At 60.5% G+C, this 21476-nt stretch carries 13 protein-coding genes and 2 pseudogenes; 12 read left to right on the top strand and 3 right to left on the bottom strand.

Going from position 1 to position 21476, the window contains the following annotated elements:
* Positions 1-209 precede the first annotated feature (209 nt).
* The 9 genes and pseudogenes from G3A56_RS20935 to G3A56_RS20900 all read left to right on the top strand — a co-directional run bounded on the left by G3A56_RS20935 (position 210) and on the right by G3A56_RS20900 (position 11252).
* Positions 210-1673 carry an amino acid permease gene (locus G3A56_RS20935; protein WP_082185317.1) on the top strand — a complete coding sequence of 488 codons (1464 nt, stop codon included), beginning with the start codon at positions 210-212 and terminating at the stop codon, positions 1671-1673.
* A complete protein-coding gene (locus tag G3A56_RS20930) occupies positions 1670-2623 on the top strand; it encodes an asparaginase (protein WP_082185318.1) in 954 nt (317 codons plus the stop codon). Before G3A56_RS20935 ends, G3A56_RS20930 begins: the two co-directional genes overlap by 4 nt.
* Positions 2624-2941: 318 nt before the next feature.
* Positions 2942-3031, top strand: a complete 90-nt coding sequence (gene kdpF, locus G3A56_RS20925; protein ID WP_006313429.1) for a K(+)-transporting ATPase subunit F — start codon at positions 2942-2944, stop codon at positions 3029-3031.
* Between the two features lie 134 nt (positions 3032-3165).
* Entirely contained in the window at positions 3166-4869 is a 1704-nt protein-coding gene (gene kdpA, locus G3A56_RS20920) for a potassium-transporting ATPase subunit KdpA (protein WP_003497744.1), read from the top strand.
* A gap of 9 nt (positions 4870-4878) precedes the next feature.
* Positions 4879-5043 (top strand): hypothetical protein, encoded by a 165-nt coding sequence (locus tag G3A56_RS28480; RefSeq protein WP_167373927.1) that lies wholly within the window; start codon positions 4879-4881, stop codon positions 5041-5043.
* Positions 5044-5087: 44 nt separating this feature from the next.
* Positions 5088-7172: a potassium-transporting ATPase subunit KdpB gene (kdpB, locus tag G3A56_RS20915; RefSeq protein WP_082185319.1), complete on the top strand. Its 2085-nt coding sequence runs from the start codon at positions 5088-5090 to the stop codon at positions 7170-7172.
* 11 nt (positions 7173-7183) lie between these two features.
* Positions 7184-7750, top strand: a complete 567-nt coding sequence (gene kdpC, locus G3A56_RS20910) for a potassium-transporting ATPase subunit KdpC (RefSeq protein ID WP_003497740.1) — start codon at positions 7184-7186, stop codon at positions 7748-7750.
* 54 nt (positions 7751-7804) lie between these two features.
* Positions 7805-10507, top strand: coding sequence for a sensor histidine kinase (locus tag G3A56_RS20905; RefSeq protein WP_082185320.1), 2703 nt, complete (start codon positions 7805-7807; stop codon positions 10505-10507).
* A gap of 56 nt (positions 10508-10563) precedes the next feature.
* Positions 10564-11252, top strand: a pseudogene (locus G3A56_RS20900) (response regulator transcription factor).
* A 137-nt stretch (positions 11253-11389) separates the two neighbouring features.
* Here the strand turns inward: G3A56_RS20900 and G3A56_RS20895 are convergent.
* Positions 11390-12442: a threonine aldolase family protein gene (locus tag G3A56_RS20895; RefSeq protein ID WP_082185322.1), complete on the bottom strand. Its 1053-nt coding sequence runs from the start codon at positions 12440-12442 to the stop codon at positions 11390-11392.
* 470 nt (positions 12443-12912) lie between these two features.
* On the opposite strand from G3A56_RS20895, the pseudogene gltB reads away from it, so the two are divergent.
* From gltB to G3A56_RS20880, 3 genes and pseudogenes are all read left to right on the top strand, one after another.
* A pseudogene (gltB, locus tag G3A56_RS20890) lies at positions 12913-17559 on the top strand (glutamate synthase large subunit); the annotation flags it as partial.
* A gap of 8 nt (positions 17560-17567) precedes the next feature.
* Positions 17568-17726 (top strand): hypothetical protein, encoded by a 159-nt coding sequence (locus G3A56_RS20885; RefSeq protein WP_164056741.1) that lies wholly within the window; start codon positions 17568-17570, stop codon positions 17724-17726.
* 15 nt (positions 17727-17741) lie between these two features.
* Positions 17742-19196, top strand: a complete 1455-nt coding sequence (locus G3A56_RS20880) for a glutamate synthase subunit beta (RefSeq protein ID WP_082185324.1) — start codon at positions 17742-17744, stop codon at positions 19194-19196.
* 180 nt (positions 19197-19376) lie between these two features.
* Here the strand turns inward: G3A56_RS20880 and G3A56_RS20875 are convergent, their stop codons facing one another.
* Positions 19377-20729 (bottom strand): sensor histidine kinase, encoded by a 1353-nt coding sequence (locus tag G3A56_RS20875; RefSeq protein WP_082185325.1) that lies wholly within the window; start codon positions 20727-20729, stop codon positions 19377-19379.
* Complete coding sequence (locus G3A56_RS20870) at positions 20726-21400, bottom strand: response regulator transcription factor (RefSeq protein ID WP_035242915.1); 675 nt, start codon at positions 21398-21400, stop codon at positions 20726-20728. The genes G3A56_RS20875 and G3A56_RS20870 overlap by 4 nt, the downstream gene beginning before the upstream one ends.
* Between the last annotated feature and the right edge of the window lie 76 nt (positions 21401-21476).

The raw sequence follows: 21476 nt of genomic DNA, 5'->3' as shown, positions 1-21476 counted from the left end.
TTAATCCTTGGTCTTGAGAAGGTCAATAATGATTGCATCCCCTTGACGAGCGGCATTCTGTCCGATTATGAGGGTCGAAAATCTGTCATGCAGCTTTACAGCGTGCGTGGGCATGCTAGCCATATCTCCAGCGAGGGCTGTGCCAGTTCCATTTTGATTTCCGGCGTATCGCCGACTGAAAAGCAAATTCATCGGGAGGAGAAATATCAATGCAATCCGTGAAAAAGGTACCCGCCGAACGAGAGGTTTTTGCCGAGGAAGACCTCGGCTATCACAAGGCTCTCAAGCCGCGCCAGATCCAGATGATCGCCATCGGCGGCGCCATCGGGACCGGCCTCTTCCTCGGCGCTGGCGGGCGATTGGCGCAGGCAGGCCCCGCACTGGTGTTTGTTTATGCGCTCTGCGGCTTCTTCGCGTTTCTCGTGCTGCGCGCGCTTGGCGAACTTATCATGCACCGCCCGAGTTCCGGTTCCTTCGTCTCCTATGCCCGCGAGTTCTACGGCGAGAAAATGGCCTTTGCCGCCGGCTGGATGTACTGGCTGAACTGGGCAATGACGTCAGTGGCGGATGTGACCGCCGTTGCCCTCTACATGAATTTCTTCAAGCAATATGTTCCGTGGCTCGCCGGTATCGACCAGTGGGTCTTCGCAATGACGGCACTTCTGGTCGTGCTGGCGATGAACATGCTGTCGGTGAAGGTCTTCGGTGAGCTTGAATTCTGGTTCAGCCTGATCAAGGTTTTGGCGCTCGCCATTTTCCTGGTCGTCGGCATTTATTTCGTTATCTTCGGCACGCCCATCGAAGGCCATGTCACCGGCTTCAGCATCATTACCGATAATGGCGGCTTCTTCCCGAACGGCATTCTTCCGGCCTTCGTTATCATTCAGGGCGTGGTGTTCGCTTATGCCTCGATCGAGCTGATCGGCACGGCTGCTGGCGAAACTGAAGACCCGCGCAAGGTCATGCCCCGTGCCATCCGCGCCGTGGTCCTGCGTCTCGTGGTGTTTTATGTCGGCTCGGTGCTGCTGTTCACGCTGCTTCTGCCCTATACCGCCTATAAGGCGGGTGAGAGTCCCTTCGTCACCTTCTTCGGTTCCATTGGCGTCCAGGGTGCGGATGTGATCATGAACCTCGTGGTTCTGACCGCCGTGCTGTCATCGCTTAATGCCGGCCTTTATTCCACCGGGCGTATTCTGCACTCCATGGCGGTTTCCGGCTCGGCGCCGGCAGCGCTTGCGAAGATGAACAAGGCCGGCGTGCCCTATGGCGGCATCGCGGTGACCGCTGTCGTCACCGTTCTCGGTGTCGCGCTGAATGCCGTCGTGCCTGCTGCAGCCTTCGAGATCGCGCTCAACCTCTCGGCGCTCGGCATCATCTGCGCCTGGGCCGTCATCGTGCTCTGCCAGTTGAAGCTCTGGCAGCTTTCCCGGCGCGGCGAGCTGGTGCGTCCGGATTTCCGCATGTTCGGCGCGCCTTATACGGGCATCCTCACGCTCATCTTCCTGTTCGGCGTGCTGGTGCTGATGGCATTTGACTATCCCATCGGCTCGTGGACCATCGCGTCGCTGCTGGTCATCATCCCGGCACTGGTCATCGGCTGGTATCTGCTGCGCGACCGTATCCACCGTCTGGCCGGCGAACGCGCGGGCGCAAGCGCGGGAGCATCGCATTGAGCGGGCAGGGTGAAGCGCCGCTGGTGGCGGTCATCGCCACCGGTGGCACCATTGCCAGCAGGCGCGGCATCGATGGCGTAAGCACCCCCAGCCTTTCGGGTGAAGACCTGCTTGCACTGGTTCCGCAGATCAGTGCACGCCTGAAGCCGGTCGATCTGATGGCGAAGGATTCGTCCAGCCTGACATTGGCCGACATGCAGCGCATCAGCGACGCGGTGGGTGTGGAACTCGGCGATCCCACCGTCGCGGGCGTCGTCGTTCTGCATGGGACCGACGCGATGGAAGAATCTTCGCTGCTCGTGCACCTGCAGCACGCCATCACCAAGCCGGTTGTCTTCACCGGCGCGCAGTTTACCGCCGACCATCCGGATGCGGACGGCCCATCCAATCTGGCCAGGGCCATAGAAATCGCGCTCGATCAGACGAATGCCGAGCGCGGCGTGCTCCTGTCCTTCGGTGGCAGATGTCTGCCGGCATGGGGGCTTTACAAGCTGAGCGCGGATTCAGCGGATGCGTTCCGCTCCGCACGGCCGGTGGCCCCTGCCGCAACACTGAACCTTGCCGCTCCCGTCGCCGGTCTGCGGGTCGATATCGTTGCCATTTATCCCGGCTGCGATGTCGCCCATATCGAGGCGAGCCTGCAGGCAGGTGCTGATGGCATCGTGCTTGCCGCACTTGGTTCCGGCAACGCCAATCCCGGCATCGCAGTTGCCGTGAAGCGCTGTGCGGAGCGCCGCGTTCCCGTCGTCGTCTCCAGCCGTGTGCCGGAAGGGCTGCTGGTGGCAAGTTACGGCGGCGGCGGCGGCGGGCATGACCTTGTCGCGGCGGGCGCCGTGCATTCGTCCACCCTTCGGCCTGGGCAAGCCCGTATTCTGCTGGCGGCGTTGCTGGCTAATAAAAGCCCCGCGGAAACCATTGTTTCCGCCTTCGGTGAGTCGCTTTCTCACTAGGAAGCGGCTGAGATGCCCGCCTCAGCGGGCATTGAAATTCCTATAGGATTCCTATTTTATTCCATCCGCCGCCGTCTCGAACCTTTATGCGGTTCGGGTGCATTCTTCTGTGCGGGAAGGGATGGTGTTCCCTTCTCAAGCCAGAAAGAATGAAAAGCGACGTCCCACATGACGGCGCTTTTCTTCCTGTCCGGCTCCTCGGTTAAAAAGGGAGTCCCATCAATGATGGACGTTATTCTAATTGGCGCGGCCACGGCGTTTTTCGCACTCTGCTTTGCCTATACCCGCGCCTGCGACCGGCTTTAGGCGGAGGCTGCGATGATATTCGACTATGTTTTGAGCGGTGCCGTCACCGTCTTTGTCGCCGCCTATCTCACCTATGCTCTCATTCGCCCCGAACGCTTCTGATCGGGAAGCGGCCGTTCGAGCGGCGGAGAGAAAACGGAATCGGATCCGCCGCTCTCTCTTTCTGTCCGAGCATCGGATTTTCCGAAAACCGCATGACACTTTTCGGTCCGATGCTTTATTGAAAGTTCAATACCATGACCCTCAATGGATGGTTTCAGATCCTGCTTTTCTGCGGGATCGTTGTCGCGCTGGTGAAGCCTCTCGGCTTCTATATGGCGCGTGTCTTTAGTGGCGAACGCACCCTGCTTTCGCCGGTTCTCGCACCCGTCGAGCGCGGCCTTTATGCCCTTGCCGGGACGAGTGAGCGCGAAGAACAGCACTGGACGACCTATGCGTTTTCCATGCTCCTCTTCAACCTTTTCGGTTTTATCCTGCTTTATGTCCTGATGCGTTTTCAGGCCGCTCTGCCATATAATCCGGAAGGAATGGCGGCAGTCGGACCGGAACTCTCCTTCAACACGGCAGTCAGCTTCGTCACCAATACCAACTGGCAGAACTATGGCGGGGAAAGCACCATGTCCTATCTGACCCAGATGGCTGGCCTCACCGTACAGAACTTTGTATCCGCCGCGACGGGCATGGCGATTGCCATCGGGCTTATCCGCGCCTTCGCACGCGCTTCCGGCAAGGCCATCGGCAATTTCTGGGTGGATATGGTCCGTGCGACGCTCTATGTGCTTCTGCCCGTCTGCATCGTGCTCACCCTCGTTTACGTCTGGCTCGGCGTGCCGCAGACACTGGGTGGTTACGTCTTCGCGCAGACCCTGGAAGGGGCGCGGCAGACGATTGCGGTCGGCCCCGTGGCGTCGCAGTTGGCGATCAAGATGCTCGGCACCAATGGCGGTGGTTTCTTTAACGCCAATTCCGCGCATCCGTTCGAGAACCCGGACGCCATTTCCAACATGATCCAGATGGTGTCGATCTTCGCAATCGGCGCGGCCTTTACCAACGTTTTTGGCCGTATGGTCGGCAACGCCCGTCAGGGCTGGGCGATCCTCGCCGCCATGGGCGTTCTGTTCATCGCCGGCGTCGCGGTTACCTATTGGGCGGAAGCGGCCGGAAATCCGCTGATGCACAGCTTTGGTCTCGCTGGCGGCAACATGGAAGGCAAGGAAGCCCGCTTCGGCGTGGCACTCTCGTCGCTCTTTGCGGTCATCACCACGGCGGCGTCCTGCGGCGCGGTCAACGCCATGCATGGCAGCTTCACGGCGCTCGGCGGCCTCATTCCGCTCATCAACATGCAGCTTGGCGAAGTGATCGTCGGCGGTGTCGGTGCGGGTTTTTACGGAATTCTCCTGTTCATCATCATCGCCATCTTCGTGGCGGGCCTGATGGTGGGGCGCACGCCGGAATATCTCGGCAAGAAGATCGAGGCCAAGGAAATGAAGATGGCGGTTCTGGCCATTCTCTGCCTGCCGCTCGCCATGCTGGTCTTCACCGCCACCGCCACCATCCTGCCCTCGGCGGTTGCGTCGATCGGCACGGCGGGGCCGCACGGGTTTTCCGAAATCCTCTATGCCTATACATCGGCGGCCGCCAACAACGGCTCGGCCTTTGGCGGGCTCACGGGCAATACGACCTGGTACAACATCACGCTTGGTCTTGGCATGCTGATGGGGCGTTTTCTGGTGATCATTCCCGCACTGGCGATTGCCGGTTCGCTGATCGCCAAGAAGACCGTCCCAGCATCGGCCGGCACCTTCCCAACCGATGGTCCGCTGTTCGTCGGTCTGCTCGTCGGCACGATCCTGATCGTCGGCGGCCTCACCTTCCTGCCAGCTTTGGCGCTCGGTCCGGTCGTGGAACATCTCGTTATGGCCGCCGGTCAGGTTTTTTGAGGTGGTGCCATGACCAGAGATAACTCCCGACGTAACCGCACCCTCCCTGTCCGCTCGGGCGCTCCTGTGAGCAGGAGCGCCGGTCCCGGCGGCTGGTGCGCATCCAATCTCATTCTTGCGATGATGGCGGTCCTGTTCGCCGCCGTCGTCGCTCTCGAAATTCTCACGGCCTGACCGACCCTCATCGGTCGCCCTGTTTCAAACGCTGGAGCCTCTTCATGAGCCAGTCCAAACAAGCGAGCATCCTCGATTCTCGCATTCTCGTGCCGGCCATTGCCTACGCATTCAAAAAACTCAACCCGCGCACGCTTGCGCGCAATCCGGTCATGTTCGTCGTGGCGACGGTATCGGTGCTCACCACCGTTCTGTTCATTCGCGATCTCATCATCGGCAACGCCAATCTCGGCTTTTCCTTCCAGATCAATCTCTGGCTCTGGTTCACCGTGCTGTTTGCCAATTTCGCCGAGGCCGTCGCTGAAGGGCGCGGCAAGGCGCAGGCGGATTCGCTGCGCCGCACCCGCACCGAAACCCAGGCGAAACTGCTGACCGGTGAGGATCGCAGCCAGTATAAAATGGTGGCGGGTACCAGCCTGAAGGTAAACGATATCGTCCTCGTCGAGGCAGGCGATATCATACCCTCGGACGGTGAAGTCGTCGAAGGCGTCGCCTCCGTCAACGAGGCGGCGATAACAGGCGAATCCGCCCCCGTCATCCGCGAATCCGGCGGCGATCGGTCCGCCGTTACCGGCGGCACGCAGGTGCTTTCAGACTGGATCAGGGTTCGCATCACCGCCGCTGCCGGTTCCACCTTCCTCGACCGGATGATTTCGCTCGTTGAAGGTGCCGAGCGCCAGAAAACGCCGAACGAAATCGCGCTCAACATTCTGCTTGCGGGCATGACGCTGATCTTCGTTCTGGCCACGGCGACAATCCCGAGCTTTGCCGCCTATGCCGGTGGTTCGATCCCGATCATCGTGCTGGTGGCGCTGTTCGTGACGCTTATCCCGACCACCATCGGCGCCCTCCTGTCGGCCATCGGCATTGCCGGCATGGACAGGCTGGTGCGCTTCAATGTGCTTGCCATGTCGGGCCGCGCTGTCGAAGCTGCCGGTGACGTCGACACGCTGCTGCTCGACAAGACCGGCACGATTACGCTCGGCAACCGGCAGGCCACCGAATTCCGCCCCGTCACCGGCGTTACCGAACAGGATTTGGCCGATGCGGCGCAGCTTGCGTCGCTGGCCGACGAAACGCCGGAAGGCCGTTCCATTGTCGTTCTCGCCAAGGAAAAATACAGCATCCGCGCTCGCGACATGCAGAGGCTGCACGCTACATTCGTGCCCTTCACTGCCCAGACCCGCATGAGCGGCGTCGATTTCGAAGGTTCTTCCATTCGCAAGGGTGCGGTCGATGCCGTTCTTTCCTATGTCGACGGTGGTGCTCCGCAACAGGGCAATACGGCGCTCGCCGTTAAAACCGAAACCGATGCCACCCGCGACATCCGCACCATTGCGGAAGAGATCGCCAAGACCGGCGGCACACCGCTTGCCGTGGTGCGCGACGGAAAGCTGCTTGGCGTCGTGCAGCTGAAGGATATCGTCAAGGGCGGCATTCGCGAGCGTTTCGCGGAGCTTCGCCGCATGGGCATCCGAACGGTGATGATTACCGGTGACAACCCGATGACGGCCGCTGCGATTGCGGCAGAAGCCGGGGTCGATGATTTCCTCGCCCAGGCGACGCCGGAAAACAAGCTGGACCTCATCCGCGAGGAACAGGCCAAGGGCAAGCTTGTCGCCATGTGCGGTGACGGCACGAACGACGCTCCGGCACTGGCGCAGGCCGATGTTGGCGTCGCCATGAACACCGGCACGGTCGCGGCGCGCGAGGCCGGCAACATGGTCGATCTCGACAGCGACCCGACCAAGCTCATCGAGATCGTGGAAATCGGCAAGCAATTGTTGATGACGCGCGGCGCGCTGACCACGTTCTCCATCGCCAACGACATCGCCAAATATTTCGCCATCATCCCGGCCATGTTCCTGGCATTTTATCCGCAACTTGGCGTGCTGAATGTCATGGGCCTTTCGACGCCGCAAAGCGCGATCCTGTCGGCCATCATCTTCAACGCGCTCATCATCATAGCGCTCATCCCACTCTCGCTGAAGGGCGTCAAATACCGCCCGATCGGCGCCGGCGCGCTGCTGTCGCGCAATCTGGTCATCTATGGCCTGGGCGGCATCATCGTGCCCTTCATCGGCATCAAGGCCATCGACCTCGCCATTACGGCGCTTGGTCTCGCCTGAGGAGTATAGAAATGTTGAAACAGCTACGTCCCGCACTGGTGCTGATCCTTGCTACCACCGCCATCACCGGCCTTGCCTATCCTCTTGGAATGACGGGCCTTGCGCAGGCAATTTTCCCCTTTCAGGCAAATGGCAGCCTGATCGAAAAGAATGGCACTGTCGTCGGATCACGATTGATCGGGCAGGCCTTCGCCGGCGAGAAATATTTCCATGGCAGGCCATCGGCCGCCGGCGATGGCTACAATGCCGCGTCGTCTTCCGGCTCCAACCTCGGTCCGACGAGCGCGAAACTCATTGACCGGGTAAAGCAGGACTATGAGACGGCAAAGGCCCAAAACCCGAGCGCTGACGTTCCCGCCGATCTGGTCACGGCGTCAGGCAGCGGTCTTGATCCGCATGTGTCGCCTGAGGCCGCTTATTTCCAGGTTCCGCGCGTCGCCAAGGCGAGGGGCATGGATGAGGCCTCGCTTCGCGCCATCGTCGAACGCCATGTCGAAGGGCCGGAACTCGGTTTCATGGGCGAACCAGTCGTAAATGTGCTGGCTCTCAACATGGCTCTTGACGCAGCCGGCTCATGACCTGAAATGGCGATGGCTTCTTTGGAGCCATCGCCTCGACCACTGGTGGGTTAAATGCCTGACGATATCAGCAATATGCCGAGCAGACCGTCGCCGGATGCGCTGCTGGAAAACGCCCGGCGCGAGGCGCGGGGCCGGCTGAAGATTTTTCTGGGCGCGGCGCCCGGTGTCGGCAAGACCTATGAAATGCTGATGTCGGGCCGGGCAAAACTGGCGGATGGCGTCGATACGGTCATTGGTGTCGTGGAAACGCATGGCCGCAAGGAAACCGAAACGCTGGTGCAGGGTTTCGAGATCATTGCGCGCAGGAAGATCGATTATCGCGGCCAGGTACTGGATGAGATGGACCTCGACGCCATTCTCGCCCGTCGGCCGGCTCTTGTTTTGGTCGATGAACTGGCACACACCAACGCCACCGGCAGCCGCCACCCTAAGCGCTATATGGATGTTCAGGAAATCCTGGCACAGGGCATCGACGTCTACACGACGCTGAACATCCAGCATGTGGAAAGCCTGAATGATGTCGTGGCGCAGATCACCCGCATCCGCGTGCGCGAAACGGTGCCGGACAGCATCATCGACCGGGCAGACGATGTTGAAATCATCGATATCACCCCCGACGATCTGATAAAGCGCCTGCAGGATGGCAAGGTCTATCTGCCCCGCACCGCACGGCGCGCCATCGAGAATTATTTTTCACGCGGCAATCTGACGGCCCTGCGGGAGCTTGCGCTGCGGCGCACAGCCCAGCGGGTCGACGAGCAATTGCTCAACCACATGCAGTCGCACGCCATTTCGGGCCCCTGGGCTGCGGGAGACAGGGTGCTGGTCTGTCTCGATCATGGCGGCAACGGACCGGGTCTGGTGCGTTATGCCCGCCGGCAGGCGGATCGGCTGCGCGCACCCTGGACGGCATTGCATCTGGACACGCCCCGATCGCAGCAATTGTCGGAGGCGGAGAAGGATCGGCTGGCGGGCACCATGCGTCTCGCCCAGCAGCTCGGCGGGGAGACCGTGACCCTGCCGGCGCTCGATCTCACGCGCGAAATAATATCCTATGCCAATGCCAATAATTTCACCCACATCATCATCGGCCGTCCCAGAAAATCCTGGTGGCAGAGAATTCTGCAGCGCTCGCTGACGCATGATCTGATCGACCATGCCGGCGATATCAGCGTGCATGTCATCTCCGGCGACAAGAGCGAGGAAAAACCAGCGCAGAGCGTAAAGCCGCTGTTGGTGCAATCACGTTTCTCGGTGCTGCCGTATCTCAAGAGCACCCTGTTTGTCGGGCTGGCGATCCTGGTCGGTATCGTGCTTGACCAGACACTCGACGTTCAAAACCTGGCATTGGTGTTCCTGATGGCGGTTCTGGCCGCTGCCGTGCGCGGCGGGTTGGCGCCGGCGCTTTATGCCTCCGTGCTCGGTGCCGTCGCCTTCAACTTCTTCTTTCTGGAGCCGCGTTACACGCTGACGGTGAGCGCACCCGATAGCGTCGTCGCCCTGCTGTTTTATTTTGGCGTGGCGCTTATCGGCTCCAACCTGACGGTCGCCGTGCAACGGCAGGCGGCGTCCGCGCGTGCAAGGGCGCGAACCACCGAGGACCTTTATCTGTTTTCCAAAAAGCTGGCAGGCACCGGCACGCTGGACGACGTGTTGTGGGCAACCGCTTTCCAGATGGCGTCAATGCTGAACGTCCGGGTCGTTCTGCTGCTGCCGGAAAACAATACGATTGCGGTCAAGGCCGGTTATCCTCCCGACGATACGCTGATGGATGCGGATATAGCGGCAGCCCAATGGGCCTGGGAACACAACAAGGCTGCGGGAAGGGGCGCGGATACGCTGCCCGGCGCCAAACGGCTTTATCTGCCGTTGCGCACCGGCAGCGGCGCCGTCGGCGTCGTGGGGCTGGACGACGACCGGCTCGGCCCGCTTCTTACGCCCGAACAGCAGCGCATGTTCGATGCGCTGTCAGATCAGGCAGCACTCGCCATAGAGCGCATTCAGCTGGTCTCGGATGTTGACCGTGCAAGGCTTGCGGCGGAGACCGACCGGCTGCGCACCGCGCTTTTGACCTCCATCTCCCACGACCTGAAAACGCCGCTCGCCGCCATTCTGGGTTCGGCCGGAACGCTGAAGGATTTTGCCGACGACATTCCCCCCGATGCGCGCACCGAACTGCTTTCGACGATTGTTGAGGAATCCGAAAGGCTGAACCGCTTCATCTCCAACCTGCTCGATATGACGAGGATCGGTTCGGGCGCAATGGAGCCGAATTACGGGCTGCATTTCGTTGGTGACATGGTCGGAACGGCATTGTCGCGGGCGGCAAAAATCGTCGTCAGGCACGAGATCGTTCTGGATATTCCCTCTGACCTGCCGATGCTGAAGGTCGATCCGGTGCTTTTCGAACAGGTTCTGTTCAATCTCATCGACAATGCGGCAAAATATGCGCCCGAACACACGGCAATCGACATTCGTGGGTGGCGGCAGGGCAGACATGTTTTCCTCGCCGTTGCCGATGAGGGGCCGGGCATTCCCCCTGATGATACGGAGCGTGTGTTCGACAGTTTTTACCGGGTGCGCAAGGCCGACCACGTGCAGGCCGGAACAGGGCTCGGGCTTTCCATCTGCAAGGGGTTCATCGAGGCCATGGGCGGGTCGATCCGGGCGGAAAACAGGCAGGGTCGATCAGGCGCGCAATTCACGATAGGTTTGCCGGTTCCCACCGAGCCGCCTGTGCTAGATCATGACTAGGGCGCGATTTCAGGAATCATTCGCGTGCCGTGCCATGCCGCCAAAGGAGATCGGAAATGACCAATTCCGCCGTCCGCATTCTGATCGTCGATGATGAGCCGCCGATCCGCAAGCTTTTGCGAGTAGGCCTCTCGACGCAGGACTATGCGGTCAGCGAGGCGATGAATGCCCGCGTCGCGATGGAGCTGGTGAATGAGGACAAGCCCGATCTTGTGGTTCTCGATCTTGGCCTGCCGGATATGTCGGGGCATGACCTTCTGGCAAAATGGCGGGGGAAGGGCTTTCCCTGCCCGTCATCATCCTTTCCAGCCGAACGGACGAAGCGGGTATCGTCAGGGCACTGGAACTGGGAGCGGATGATTACATCACCAAGCCTTTCGGTATGAACGAGCTCGTCGCCCGCATCCGCGTCGCCCTGCGCCATCGCCTGCAGACCCAAGGGGAGAAACCGGTCTTTCAGACTGGTGATCTCTCGGTTGACCTCGTCAGGCGTATCGTGAGGGTGGAGGACCGGGAGGTGAAACTTTCGCCCAAGGAATATGATATTCTGCGGGTTCTGGTGCAGCATGCGGGCAAGGTTCTGACGCACCGTTTCCTGCTGGAACACGTGTGGGACGAACTCACTGACGTGCAATATTTGCGGGTCTATGTGCGGCAGCTTCGCCAGAAAATCGAAAAAATCCCGGACCAGCCGCGCTACATTCTGACGGAGACCGGTGTCGGTTACCGGTTGCAGGAAGTTTGAGTACGTCGTTAAGGCGAAGCGCCCACACTGCCGCCTCTCCTCCGTCATCCTCGGGTTAAGCCCGAGGATGACATCCAATTTGTGAAGAGCGATACCATCACTCTTCGGGCACCGTTATGAAACGACACCCTGAAATATCAGACGGAAGCGCAGATCGACAGGAATTCGTCCACGTCGCTTTCGGTCGTCGCAAAGCTGGTGACCATGCGGATCAGCACTTCGTCCTTTCCGACCTTTTCCGGCATGTCGCGCGGCACCAGCCAGTCATAGAACTTCGCGCCCTTTTCCGTTGCCGCTTCGGCGGCGGCCTTTGGCAGAATGGCGAAAACCTCGTTTGCGGTGGTCGGCCATGCCAAGCGCGCGCTGTTGAGCGAGGCAAAGCCGGCGCGCAGCCGGTTGGCCATGGCATTGGCGTGGCTTGCAAGACCCAGCCAGAGGTCGTCCTGCAGATAGGCCTCGAACTGCGCGGCGATGAAGCGGGACTTCGAAAAGAGCTGGGCGGTGCGCTTGCGCAGGAAGGCGAAGTCTTTGGCAAGGGCCGGATCGAAAAACACGATTGCTTCCGCGCACCAGCAGCCGTTTTTCGTGCCGCCGAAAGACAGGACGTCGACGCCGCGTTTCCAGGTCATTTCGGCAGGCGTGGTGCCGAGTGCGGCCAGCGCATTGGCAAAACGCGCGCCGTCCATGTGCAACGGCAGGCCGTTCTCCTTGGCGATCTTGGCGATCGCGTCAATTTCATCGAGGGTATAGACCGTGCCGGCCTCGGTTGCCTGCGTCATGGTGATGGCTGCGGCGCGCCCGTGGTGAACAGCATCCTGCGGATAACGTGAAATACGCTCGATCAGGTTTTCCGGCAGCATTTTGCCGTTTGGCCCTTCAACGGCGACCATGCGCATGCCGGAGAAGAAATCCGGCGCGCCGCACTCGTCCTCGATGACGTGGGCTTCGGAGTGACAGAAGGTCAGGCCGCCGGGGCGGGCGATGCTTGCCAGCGAAAGCGAATTGGCCGCCGTGCCCGTCGCGACGAAGAACACAGCCACTTCGCGCTCGAATATCTCGTTGAAGCGTTTTTCTATGGAAAGGTCGAGGGCGCTGCTGCCGTAAGCTGAGGCAAACCGGGTGGATTCCCGGGAAAGCCGTTCGTTGATGGCAGGGTGGGCGCCGGCCCAATTGTCTGAAGCAAAAAACATCTCTGAAGGCTTTCCGATGGCTGAGGTTCTGGTTTGGCAATGCGTGGCCGATGACCGGCAAAAGTTCTAGGACCTAACTTGGCGATTGGCAAATCCGGCAATGAAAGCAATGGGTCGAGCCGCTTTGCGACAGAAAGTTTCGCGCAATAGGTCAGTATCGAAACTTCGCTGCAAATCGGTAGTGCGACTAATTGGATTCGCACCCTTGCTAAATCCGCCAGTTTCTGCCAAAATTCTTCCGAATTGAGACAGCTTTGCTGTCCTAAATTTGATCGAACCGGGTTGAGTGCGGATTTTTCGGGAAACGGAAATTCGTGTCGAGCCGGATCTTCGCATGAAACCATGCAAGTAATTTTGCAGGAGGGACAAAAATGACGAACAAGCCGCAGGCCGAGATCGCCGCCGCCACCTTGACCACAGACTGTCCCACCGCGGCTGCGGCCGCACCCGTTTCTGCGAAAGGGCGTTTCGCAGGCGGCTTGCCTGAAAAGCAGGGTCTTTACGATCCGGCCAATGAACATGATGCCTGTGGTGTCGGTTTCGTTGCCCATATGAAGGGTCAGAAGTCGCACCAGATCGTCAAGGACGGCCTGTTCATTCTCGAAAACCTGACGCATCGTGGTGCTGTCGGCGCCGATCCGCTGATGGGTGATGGCGCGGGCATTCTCGTGCAGATCCCCGACCGCTTCTTCCGCGAGGAAATGGCGGCGCAGGGCGTAACGCTGCCGAAGGCCGGCGAATATGCCGTTGGCCATATCTTCATGCCGCGCGATCCGTCCCGTATCGATCACTACAAGAAGGTGATCGTTGATGTTATCGGCGAGGAGGAGCAGCAGTTTCTCGGCTTCCGCGATGTGCCGGTTGACAATGCCTCGCTCTCCAAGGCTCCGGATATCGCCGGAACCGAGCCGCACCATGTTCAGGTTTTCATCGGCGCCGGGCGTGACGCTGCCACCAATGCCGATTTCGAGCGCAAGCTGTTCCTCATCCGCAAGGTGCTGTCCAACCGCATCTACGACGAGGGCGGCGGCAAGGAGACGCAGGATTTTTATCCCGTATCGCTGTCCTCCTCGACCATCGTCTACAAGGGCATGTTCCTCGCCTATCAGGTCGGCGCCTATTACAAGGATCTGGCGGATCCGCGTTTCGAATCCGCGGTTGCACTGGTGCACCAGCGTTTCTCGACGAACACCTTCCCGTCCTGGAAGCTCGCACATCCCTACCGCATGGTCGCCCATAACGGCGAAATCAACACGCTGCGCGGCAACGTCAACTGGATGGCGGCGCGTCAGGCGTCGGTTTCGTCGGCGCTGTTCGGCGACGATATCTCCAAGCTTTGGCCGATCTCTTACGAAGGCCAGTCGGACACCGCCTGCTTCGACAACGCGCTCGAATTCCTCGTGCGTGGCGGTTACTCAATGGCCCATGCCGTGATGATGCTCATCCCGGAAGCTTGGGCCGGCAACCAGTCCATGTCGGCCGAACGCAAGGCATTCTACGAATATCACGCAGCGCTGATGGAGCCGTGGGACGGCCCGGCCGCCGTCGCCTTTACCGATGGCAAGCAGATCGGTGCGACGCTCGACCGCAACGGCCTGCGCCCGGCACGCTATCTCGTCACCGATGATGACCGCATCATCATGGCGTCTGAAGCCGGCACGCTGCCGGTGCCGGAAGAGCGCATCGTCAAGAAGTGGCGTTTGCAGCCCGGCAAGATGCTGCTGATCGACATGGAAAAGGGCTCGATCATTTCCGACGAGGAAGTGAAGCACGAACTTGCCGCCAAGCACCCCTACCGCACCTGGCTCGACCGCACGCAGCTCATCCTCGAGGAGCTGAAGCCGGTCGAACCGCGGGCGCTTCGCCGCGACGTGTCGCTGCTCGACCGCCAGCAGGCCTTCGGTTACACCAGCGAAGATACGAAGCTCCTGATGTCGCCCATGGCGACCACCGGTCAGGAAGCCATTGGCTCCATGGGCACCGATACGCCGATTTCAGCCATGTCGGAAAAGTCGAAGCTGCTCTACACCTATTTCAAGCAGAACTTCGCGCAGGTCACCAACCCGCCGATCGACCCTATCCGCGAAGAACTGGTGATGAGCCTCGTCTCCTTCATCGGTCCGCGCCCGAACATTCTCGACCATGAAGGTGCGGCCCGCGCCAAGCGTCTGGAAGTGCGCCAGCCGATCCTGACCAATGGCGATCTGGAAAAGATCCGCTCCATCGGCCACACGGAAGACCGTTTCGACACCAAGACGCTCGACTTCACCTATGATGTGGAGCGCGGCGCCGAAGGCATGCCAGATATGCTCGACCGCCTGTGCGAGCGTGCAGAATCGGCCGTTCGCGGCGGTTACAACATCATCGTTCTCTCCGACCGTCAGCTTGGCCCGGACCGCATTGCGATCCCCGCCCTCCTGGCGACGGCCGCCGTGCATCATCACCTGATCCGCAAGGGCCTGCGCACGTCGGTCGGTCTCGTCGTTGAAACCGGTGAGCCGCGCGAAATTCACCATTTCTGTCTGCTCGCCGGTTACGGTGCGGAGGCGATCAACCCCTATCTCGCCTTCGACACGCTGCTCGACATGCACAAGCACGGCGCTTTCCCGAAGGAAGTCTCCGACGACGAAGTCGTCTATCGCTACATCAAGGCAGTCGGCAAGGGCATCCTCAAGGTCATGTCCAAGATGGGCATTTCCACCTACCAGTCCTATTGCGGCGCGCAGATTTTCGACGCCATCGGCCTGTCGTCGGAATTCGTCGAGAAGTATTTCTTCGGCACCGCCACCTCCATCGAGGGTGTGGGTCTGACCGAGATCGCCGAAGAAACGGTGACACGCCATACGGCCGCCTTCGGCAAGGACCCGATCCTTGCCAACACGCTCGATATTGGCGGCGAATATGCCTATCGCATGCGCGGCGAAAGCCACGCCTGGACGCCGGATGCGGTTGCCTCGCTGCAGCACGCTGTGCGCGGCAACAGCCAGGAGCGTTACCGCGAATTCGCCGGCATGGTGAATGAGACGGCGCTGCGCATGAACACCATCCGTGGCCTGTTCAAGGTCAAGTCGGCGGAAGCGCTCGGCCGCAAGCCTGTTTCCATCGATGAGGTTGAACCGGCGGTCGATATCGTCAAGCGTTTCTCGACCGGTGCGATGTCCTTCGGCTCCATCAGCCGCGAGGCGCATACGACGCTTGCGATTGCCATGAACCGCATCGGCGGCAAGTCCAACACTGGCGAAGGCGGCGAAGAATCCGACCGCTACATGCCGCTTTTGAACGGCAAGCCGAACCCGGAACGCTCGGCCATCAAGCAGATCGCATCCGGCCGCTTCGGTGTGACGACGGAATATCTCGTCAATGCCGACATGCTGCAGATCAAGGTGGCGCAGGGTGCCAAGCCCGGCGAAGGCGGACAATTGCCCGGCCACAAGGTGGATGCGACGGTTGCCAAGACCCGGCATTCGACGCCGGGCGTCGGCCTCATTTCGCCGCCGCCGCATCATGATATCTACTCTATCGAAGATCTGGCGCAGCTGATCTACGACCTGAAGAACGTGAACCCTGAAGCGGATGTTTCGGTAAAGCTGGTGTCGGAAGTGGGCGTCGGCACGGTTGCGGCCGGTGTCGCCAAGGCGCGCGCCGACCACATCACCATTGCCGGTTTTGATGGCGGCACGGGTGCTTCGCCGCTGACGTCGCTGAAGCATGCCGGTTCCCCATGGGAAATCGGCCTTGCCGAAACCCAGCAGACGCTGGTGCTGAACGGCCTTCGTTCGCGCATCGCGCTGCAGGTGGATGGCGGCCTGAAGACCGGCCGCGACGTCATCATCGGCGCGCTGCTCGGTGCGGATGAATTCGGCTTTGCCACCGCGCCGCTGATTGCGGCCGGCTGCATCATGATGCGCAAGTGCCATCTCAACACCTGCCCGGTCGGCGTCGCCACGCAGGATCCGGTTCTGCGCAAGCGCTTCAAGGGTACGCCGGAGCACGTCATCAACTACTTCTTCTTCGTGGCCGAAGAAGTGCGCGAAATTCTCGCCTCGCTTGGCGTTACCAAGCTGGACGAGATCATCGGCGCTTCCGAGCTGCTCGAAAAAGATGAGATGCTGGCGCACTGGAAGGCCAAGGGTCTGGATTTCAGCCGCATCTTCCACAAGGTCGAGGCTCCGAAAGAGGCAACCTTCTGGACCGAGCGCCAGAAGCATCCGATCGACGATATTCTGGATCGCAAGCTGATCGAGAAGTCGCTGCCTTCGCTGGAAAACCGCGAGCCTGTCGTTTTCGAAGTGCCGATCAAGAACGTCGACCGTTCCGCCGGCGCGATGCTCTCAGGCGCGCTTGCCAAGCGCTGGGGCCACAAGGGTCTGAAGGATGACACGATCCACGTGACGCTGCGCGGCACGGCGGGCCAGTCCTTCGGTGCGTTCCTGGCCCGTGGCATTACCTTCGATCTGGTGGGCGACGGCAACGACTATGTCGGCAAGGGTCTGTCGGGTGGCCGCATCATCGTGCGCCCGCCGGAAAACACCCGCATCGTCGCGGAAAACTCGATCATCGTCGGCAACACCGTTCTTTACGGCGCAATCACCGGCGAGTGCTATTTCCGCGGTGTCGCGGGTGAGCGCTTTGCGGTGCGCAACTCCGGTGCCGTTGCCGTTGTCGAAGGCGTCGGCGACCATGGCTGCGAATATATGACGGGTGGTATCGTGGTCGTTCTCGGCGAAACGGGCCGTAACTTCGCGGCCGGCATGTCGGGCGGCGTGGCCTATGTTCTCGATGAGACGGGCGATTTCGCCACACGCTGCAACATGGCCATGGTCGAGCTGGAGCCGGTTCCGGAAGAGGACGACATGCTGGAGAAGCTGCATCATCACGGCGGCGACCTCATGCACAAGGGACGTGTGGACGTTTCCGAGGACATGACGCGCCACGATGAGGAGCGCCTCTACCAGCTGATCTCCAACCACTTCCATTACACGAACTCGTCGCGTGCCAAGGATATACTCGACCGCTGGAGCGAGTTCCGTCCGAAGTTCCGCAAGGTCATGCCGGTCGAATACCGTCGTGCGCTTGAGGAAATGGAGCGCATGCGCATGGGCGTGGCGGCGGAATAATCCGCCGCGTGAGGATACTACACCAACTGGTCTCGCTGATGATCGCGGTTGCCGTTCCCACGGTGATCCACTGGACAAGCGGCGAGACCGGATTTGAGTTCATCGTACTGGGGGCGGCTTTTGGTTTCGCCACCTGGTACTGGGGGCCGACAGGCGCTCCGCTTTGATGTGAGGACATAAACGTGGGCAAGGTTACAGGTTTTCTGGAGATCGACCGGCAGGTGGGTAAGTATCAGCCCGCATCGGACCGCATCCGCCATTTCCGCGAATTCACCATTCCGATGTCGGATGCCGAGGTGCAGAAGCAGTCGGCACGCTGCATGGATTGCGGCATTCCCTATTGTCACGGCCCGACGGGCTGTCCCGTGCACAACCAGATCCCCGACTGGAACGATCTGGTCTATAACAACAACTGGGAAGAGGCGATCCGCAACCTCCACTCCACCAACAACTTCCCGGAATTCACCGGCCGCGTCTGTCCCGCGCCTTGTGAGGAGGCGTGCACGCTGAACCTCGAGGATGCACCGGTCGCTATCAAGACCGTCGAGCAGGCCATCGCCGACAAGGCCTATGAATTGGGCTTTATCGTGCCGAAGCCGGCGACGATCCACACCGGGAAAAAAGTTGCCGTCATCGGTTCCGGGCCCTCGGGCATGGCAGCCGCACAGCAGCTTGGCCGTGCCGGTCACGAGGTTCATGTCTACGAGCGTGAATCCAAGCCAGGCGGGTTGCTGCGTTACGGCATTCCGGATTTCAAGATGGAGAAGAACTTCATCGATCGCCGTGTCGAGCAGATCAAGGGCGAAGGCGTCACCTTCCATTGCGGCGTCAATGTCGGCGTGGATGTGACGGTCGAGGCGCTTCTGGCCGACCACGATGCCGTGCTTTATTGCGGCGGCTCGGAAACCCCGCGCCCGGCCGGTATCGGCGGCGCTGATTTCAACGGCGTTTACGACGCCATGCCTTACCTCGTACAGCAGAACCGCCGCGTTGGCCGCGAAAACATCGACAGCATCGGCTGGCCTGCCGATCCCATCCTCGCCGGCGGCAAGCATGTTGTCGTTGTTGGTGGCGGTGATACGGCGTCTGACTGCGTCGGTACGGCCTTCCGCCAGGGTGCGGTGAAAGTCACGCAGCTCGACATCCGCCCGATGCCGCCGGAAAAGGAAGACAAACTCGCGGTCTGGCCTTTCTGGGCAACCAAGATGCGCACGTCGTCCTCGCAGGCCGAAGGCGCCATTCGCGAGTTCCAGGTCGCCACGCTCGAATTCGTTGGCGAAGACGGCGTTCTGACCGGTGTGAAGTGCTGTCAGGTGGATGACCGTCGCAAGCCCATCGCCGGCACGGAATTCATCATCAAGGCCGATCTCGCCTTCATCGCCATCGGCTTCTCCGGCCCCTTCACCGATAGCGTGCTGAAGGAAATGAATGGAAAGCTGACGCTCAACACCGATCGCCGCGGCTCCACCAATGTGGTCGCCAATGAGACGGACTACAGGACCTCGGTCGACAAGCTGTGGGCGGCGGGCGACGTTCGCCGCGGCCAGTCGCTGGTGGTCTGGGCCATCCGCGAAGGCCGCCAGGCGGCACGCGCAATCGACGAGGCGCTGATGGGTGCAACCGTCCTGCCGCGCTGAGCCGGTTGATGCGGCGCAAGCCGTCGTAACGAAAACAGAAAGGCCTGTTGTGTTTCACAACAGGCCTTTTGTTTGACTGGAGAACCGGAACGCGATGGAGGTCTCGCATTCAGGGGGACGGACAATATATCGCGCCTGAGAATTGCAATAATATTACGTGCTTCAAAAGACAGGACTGGTTCAGCAGTAGGGGAGGCTGATGCGAAAGGAGGCCCCGCCAGCGGGAGAATCACTGATGGTGATCTCTCCGCCATGGTAGCGGACGATTTCCTGCACGAGGTTGAGACCGAGCCCGGTGCCGCGATCCTTGGGCCTCAACCGGTGGAATGCGTCGAACACGGCTTCCCGGTCCTCTTCGGGAATTCCGTTGCCTTCGTCGGATATGTCGATCACGCGGTTGGCCCCTACTTTTATGGTGATCGTTCCGCGATTGCCGCCATGTTCGATGGCATTTTGCACGATGTTCATCAGGGCGCGTTGCAGCGAGGCGTCATCGGCAAGGGCGAGGATAGGCTCTTCTTCCGGCTCGAACGAAAGCTCGTAGCCTTGAGAGATTGCAAGCGGCGCCATATCTGCCACGACCGACCTGCAAAGGCCAACGAGATCAAGCGGGATAAGGGGCGCCTTTTGCCCGCCAAGTCGCTGCAGATCGAGCAATTGTTCGGCAAGCACGGCGATACGGCTGGCATCTGCCAATATCCTGCTCCGGTCCGGCCCGTCCAGCAGCGTTTCGACACGGGTCTGGAGAATGGCGACCGGGGTTCGCAATTCATGGGCGGCATCGAGGATGAAACGCTTGTGTCGCTCATAACCATCGTCCAGCCGTTGCAACGCGCCGTTGACGGCATGAACGAGCGGCTGCACCTCCCGTGGAATATCGGCATCCGGTAACCGATATCCACGCTTGTCGATATCGATGGTTTCCGCCGTGTGCGCAATGGTGGAAAGGGCGAGAAATTCCCTGCGAATGATCCAGGGAATGGTCACGATCGTGACGATGGACATGAGAATGAGGATCGGCAGGATCAATATGTTGGAGAACAGCAGAACCGGGAATGTCATGCTGAACGGACCGCCTTTGCCGATCATCACGAACTCGCCCGCCGGTCCGGAAACACGGCGGACGACGGCGATGCGCACGACGGCAAGATAGGAATAGGACAAGGCCGCGTCGCGCACATCGGAAACCCTGATATCGCTGAGCTGCTGATCCATGTTGAATGCTTCGGGCACTGGCCCGCCCTGCACGACATCGCCCTTTTCGCCGACCGCGACGAACCAGAAATCGGGCATGTTGCTGCGCATCTCGATGAAATCTTGCGTCTCCTCGAGCACCAGTCGACCGTCCTTGTCCCGCACGATTGCATTGGCGGTAATCTGGGCTGCCTGCGGGCTGAGCAGGGCGCTGCCTGCACCGCCGCTCGACAGATAAGCGACGATCGCAGCACTGACGATGAAAAGGCTGCCGATCTGGAACAGCAGCAATTGAATTGTCAGGCGACGCTTGAGCGATTTCCTCCCGGCCAGCTTCATGCGGCTGCCCTCAGAAGATAACCAACGCCGCGAATGCCGTGGACTTCGAGGCCCGCATCCGCCGCCTGCAATTTGCGGCGCAGGCGCGAAATGTGGGAATCAAGCGCATTGGACTGGATCTCGTCGTCGAAATTATAAACGGCCTCTTCGAGCACCGATCGCAGCACCGTCCTGCCCTGCCGGCGCAGCAGGGCTTCGAGAATGAGCAGCTCGCGTCTCGTCAGGGGAATGAACTCCCCCTTGATGCGCACCTCCCGGGTTTCGAAGCAAAATTCCAGCTTGCCCAGTTTCGCCGTCATCGTCACGGTGCCGGCCGGTCTGCGCATCAGGGCGCGGATGCGGGCCAGAAGCTCCTCGACGGCGAAGGGTTTGCCGAGATAATCGTCGGCTCCAAGGTTCAGGCCGTTCACCCGGTCCGCAAGCGTTCCCTGCGCCGTCAACACGATGACGGGCGGGGTGACGGGCAGCAGGCGCAGATCTTCTATGAGTTCGATGCCGTCGCCATCCGGCAATTGCCGGTCTAGCACGACGAGATCGTGAACGCCGTCCATGATCGCATGACGTGCAAGATCGAGCGTCCCGACATTATCGACGATGATATCGAACCGATGCAGGGCGGCGGACAGGGCTGCTGCCATTTCGCGTTCATCTTCAACAAGCAGCAGGCGCATGAATTGTTCTCGGCAATGTCTGGGCGCGCTTTCCGTGCAAGGTGTCGCGCATGAAATGAAAATGACGGTTTCGTGG

Origin of the sequence: Rhizobium oryzihabitans (genome assembly GCF_010669145.1) — a bacterium.
Taxonomy (GTDB): Bacteria; Pseudomonadota; Alphaproteobacteria; order Rhizobiales; family Rhizobiaceae; genus Agrobacterium; species Agrobacterium oryzihabitans.
Note: the sequence above shows the minus strand (reverse complement) of the source record. Positions and strands in the feature narration are given on the sequence as shown.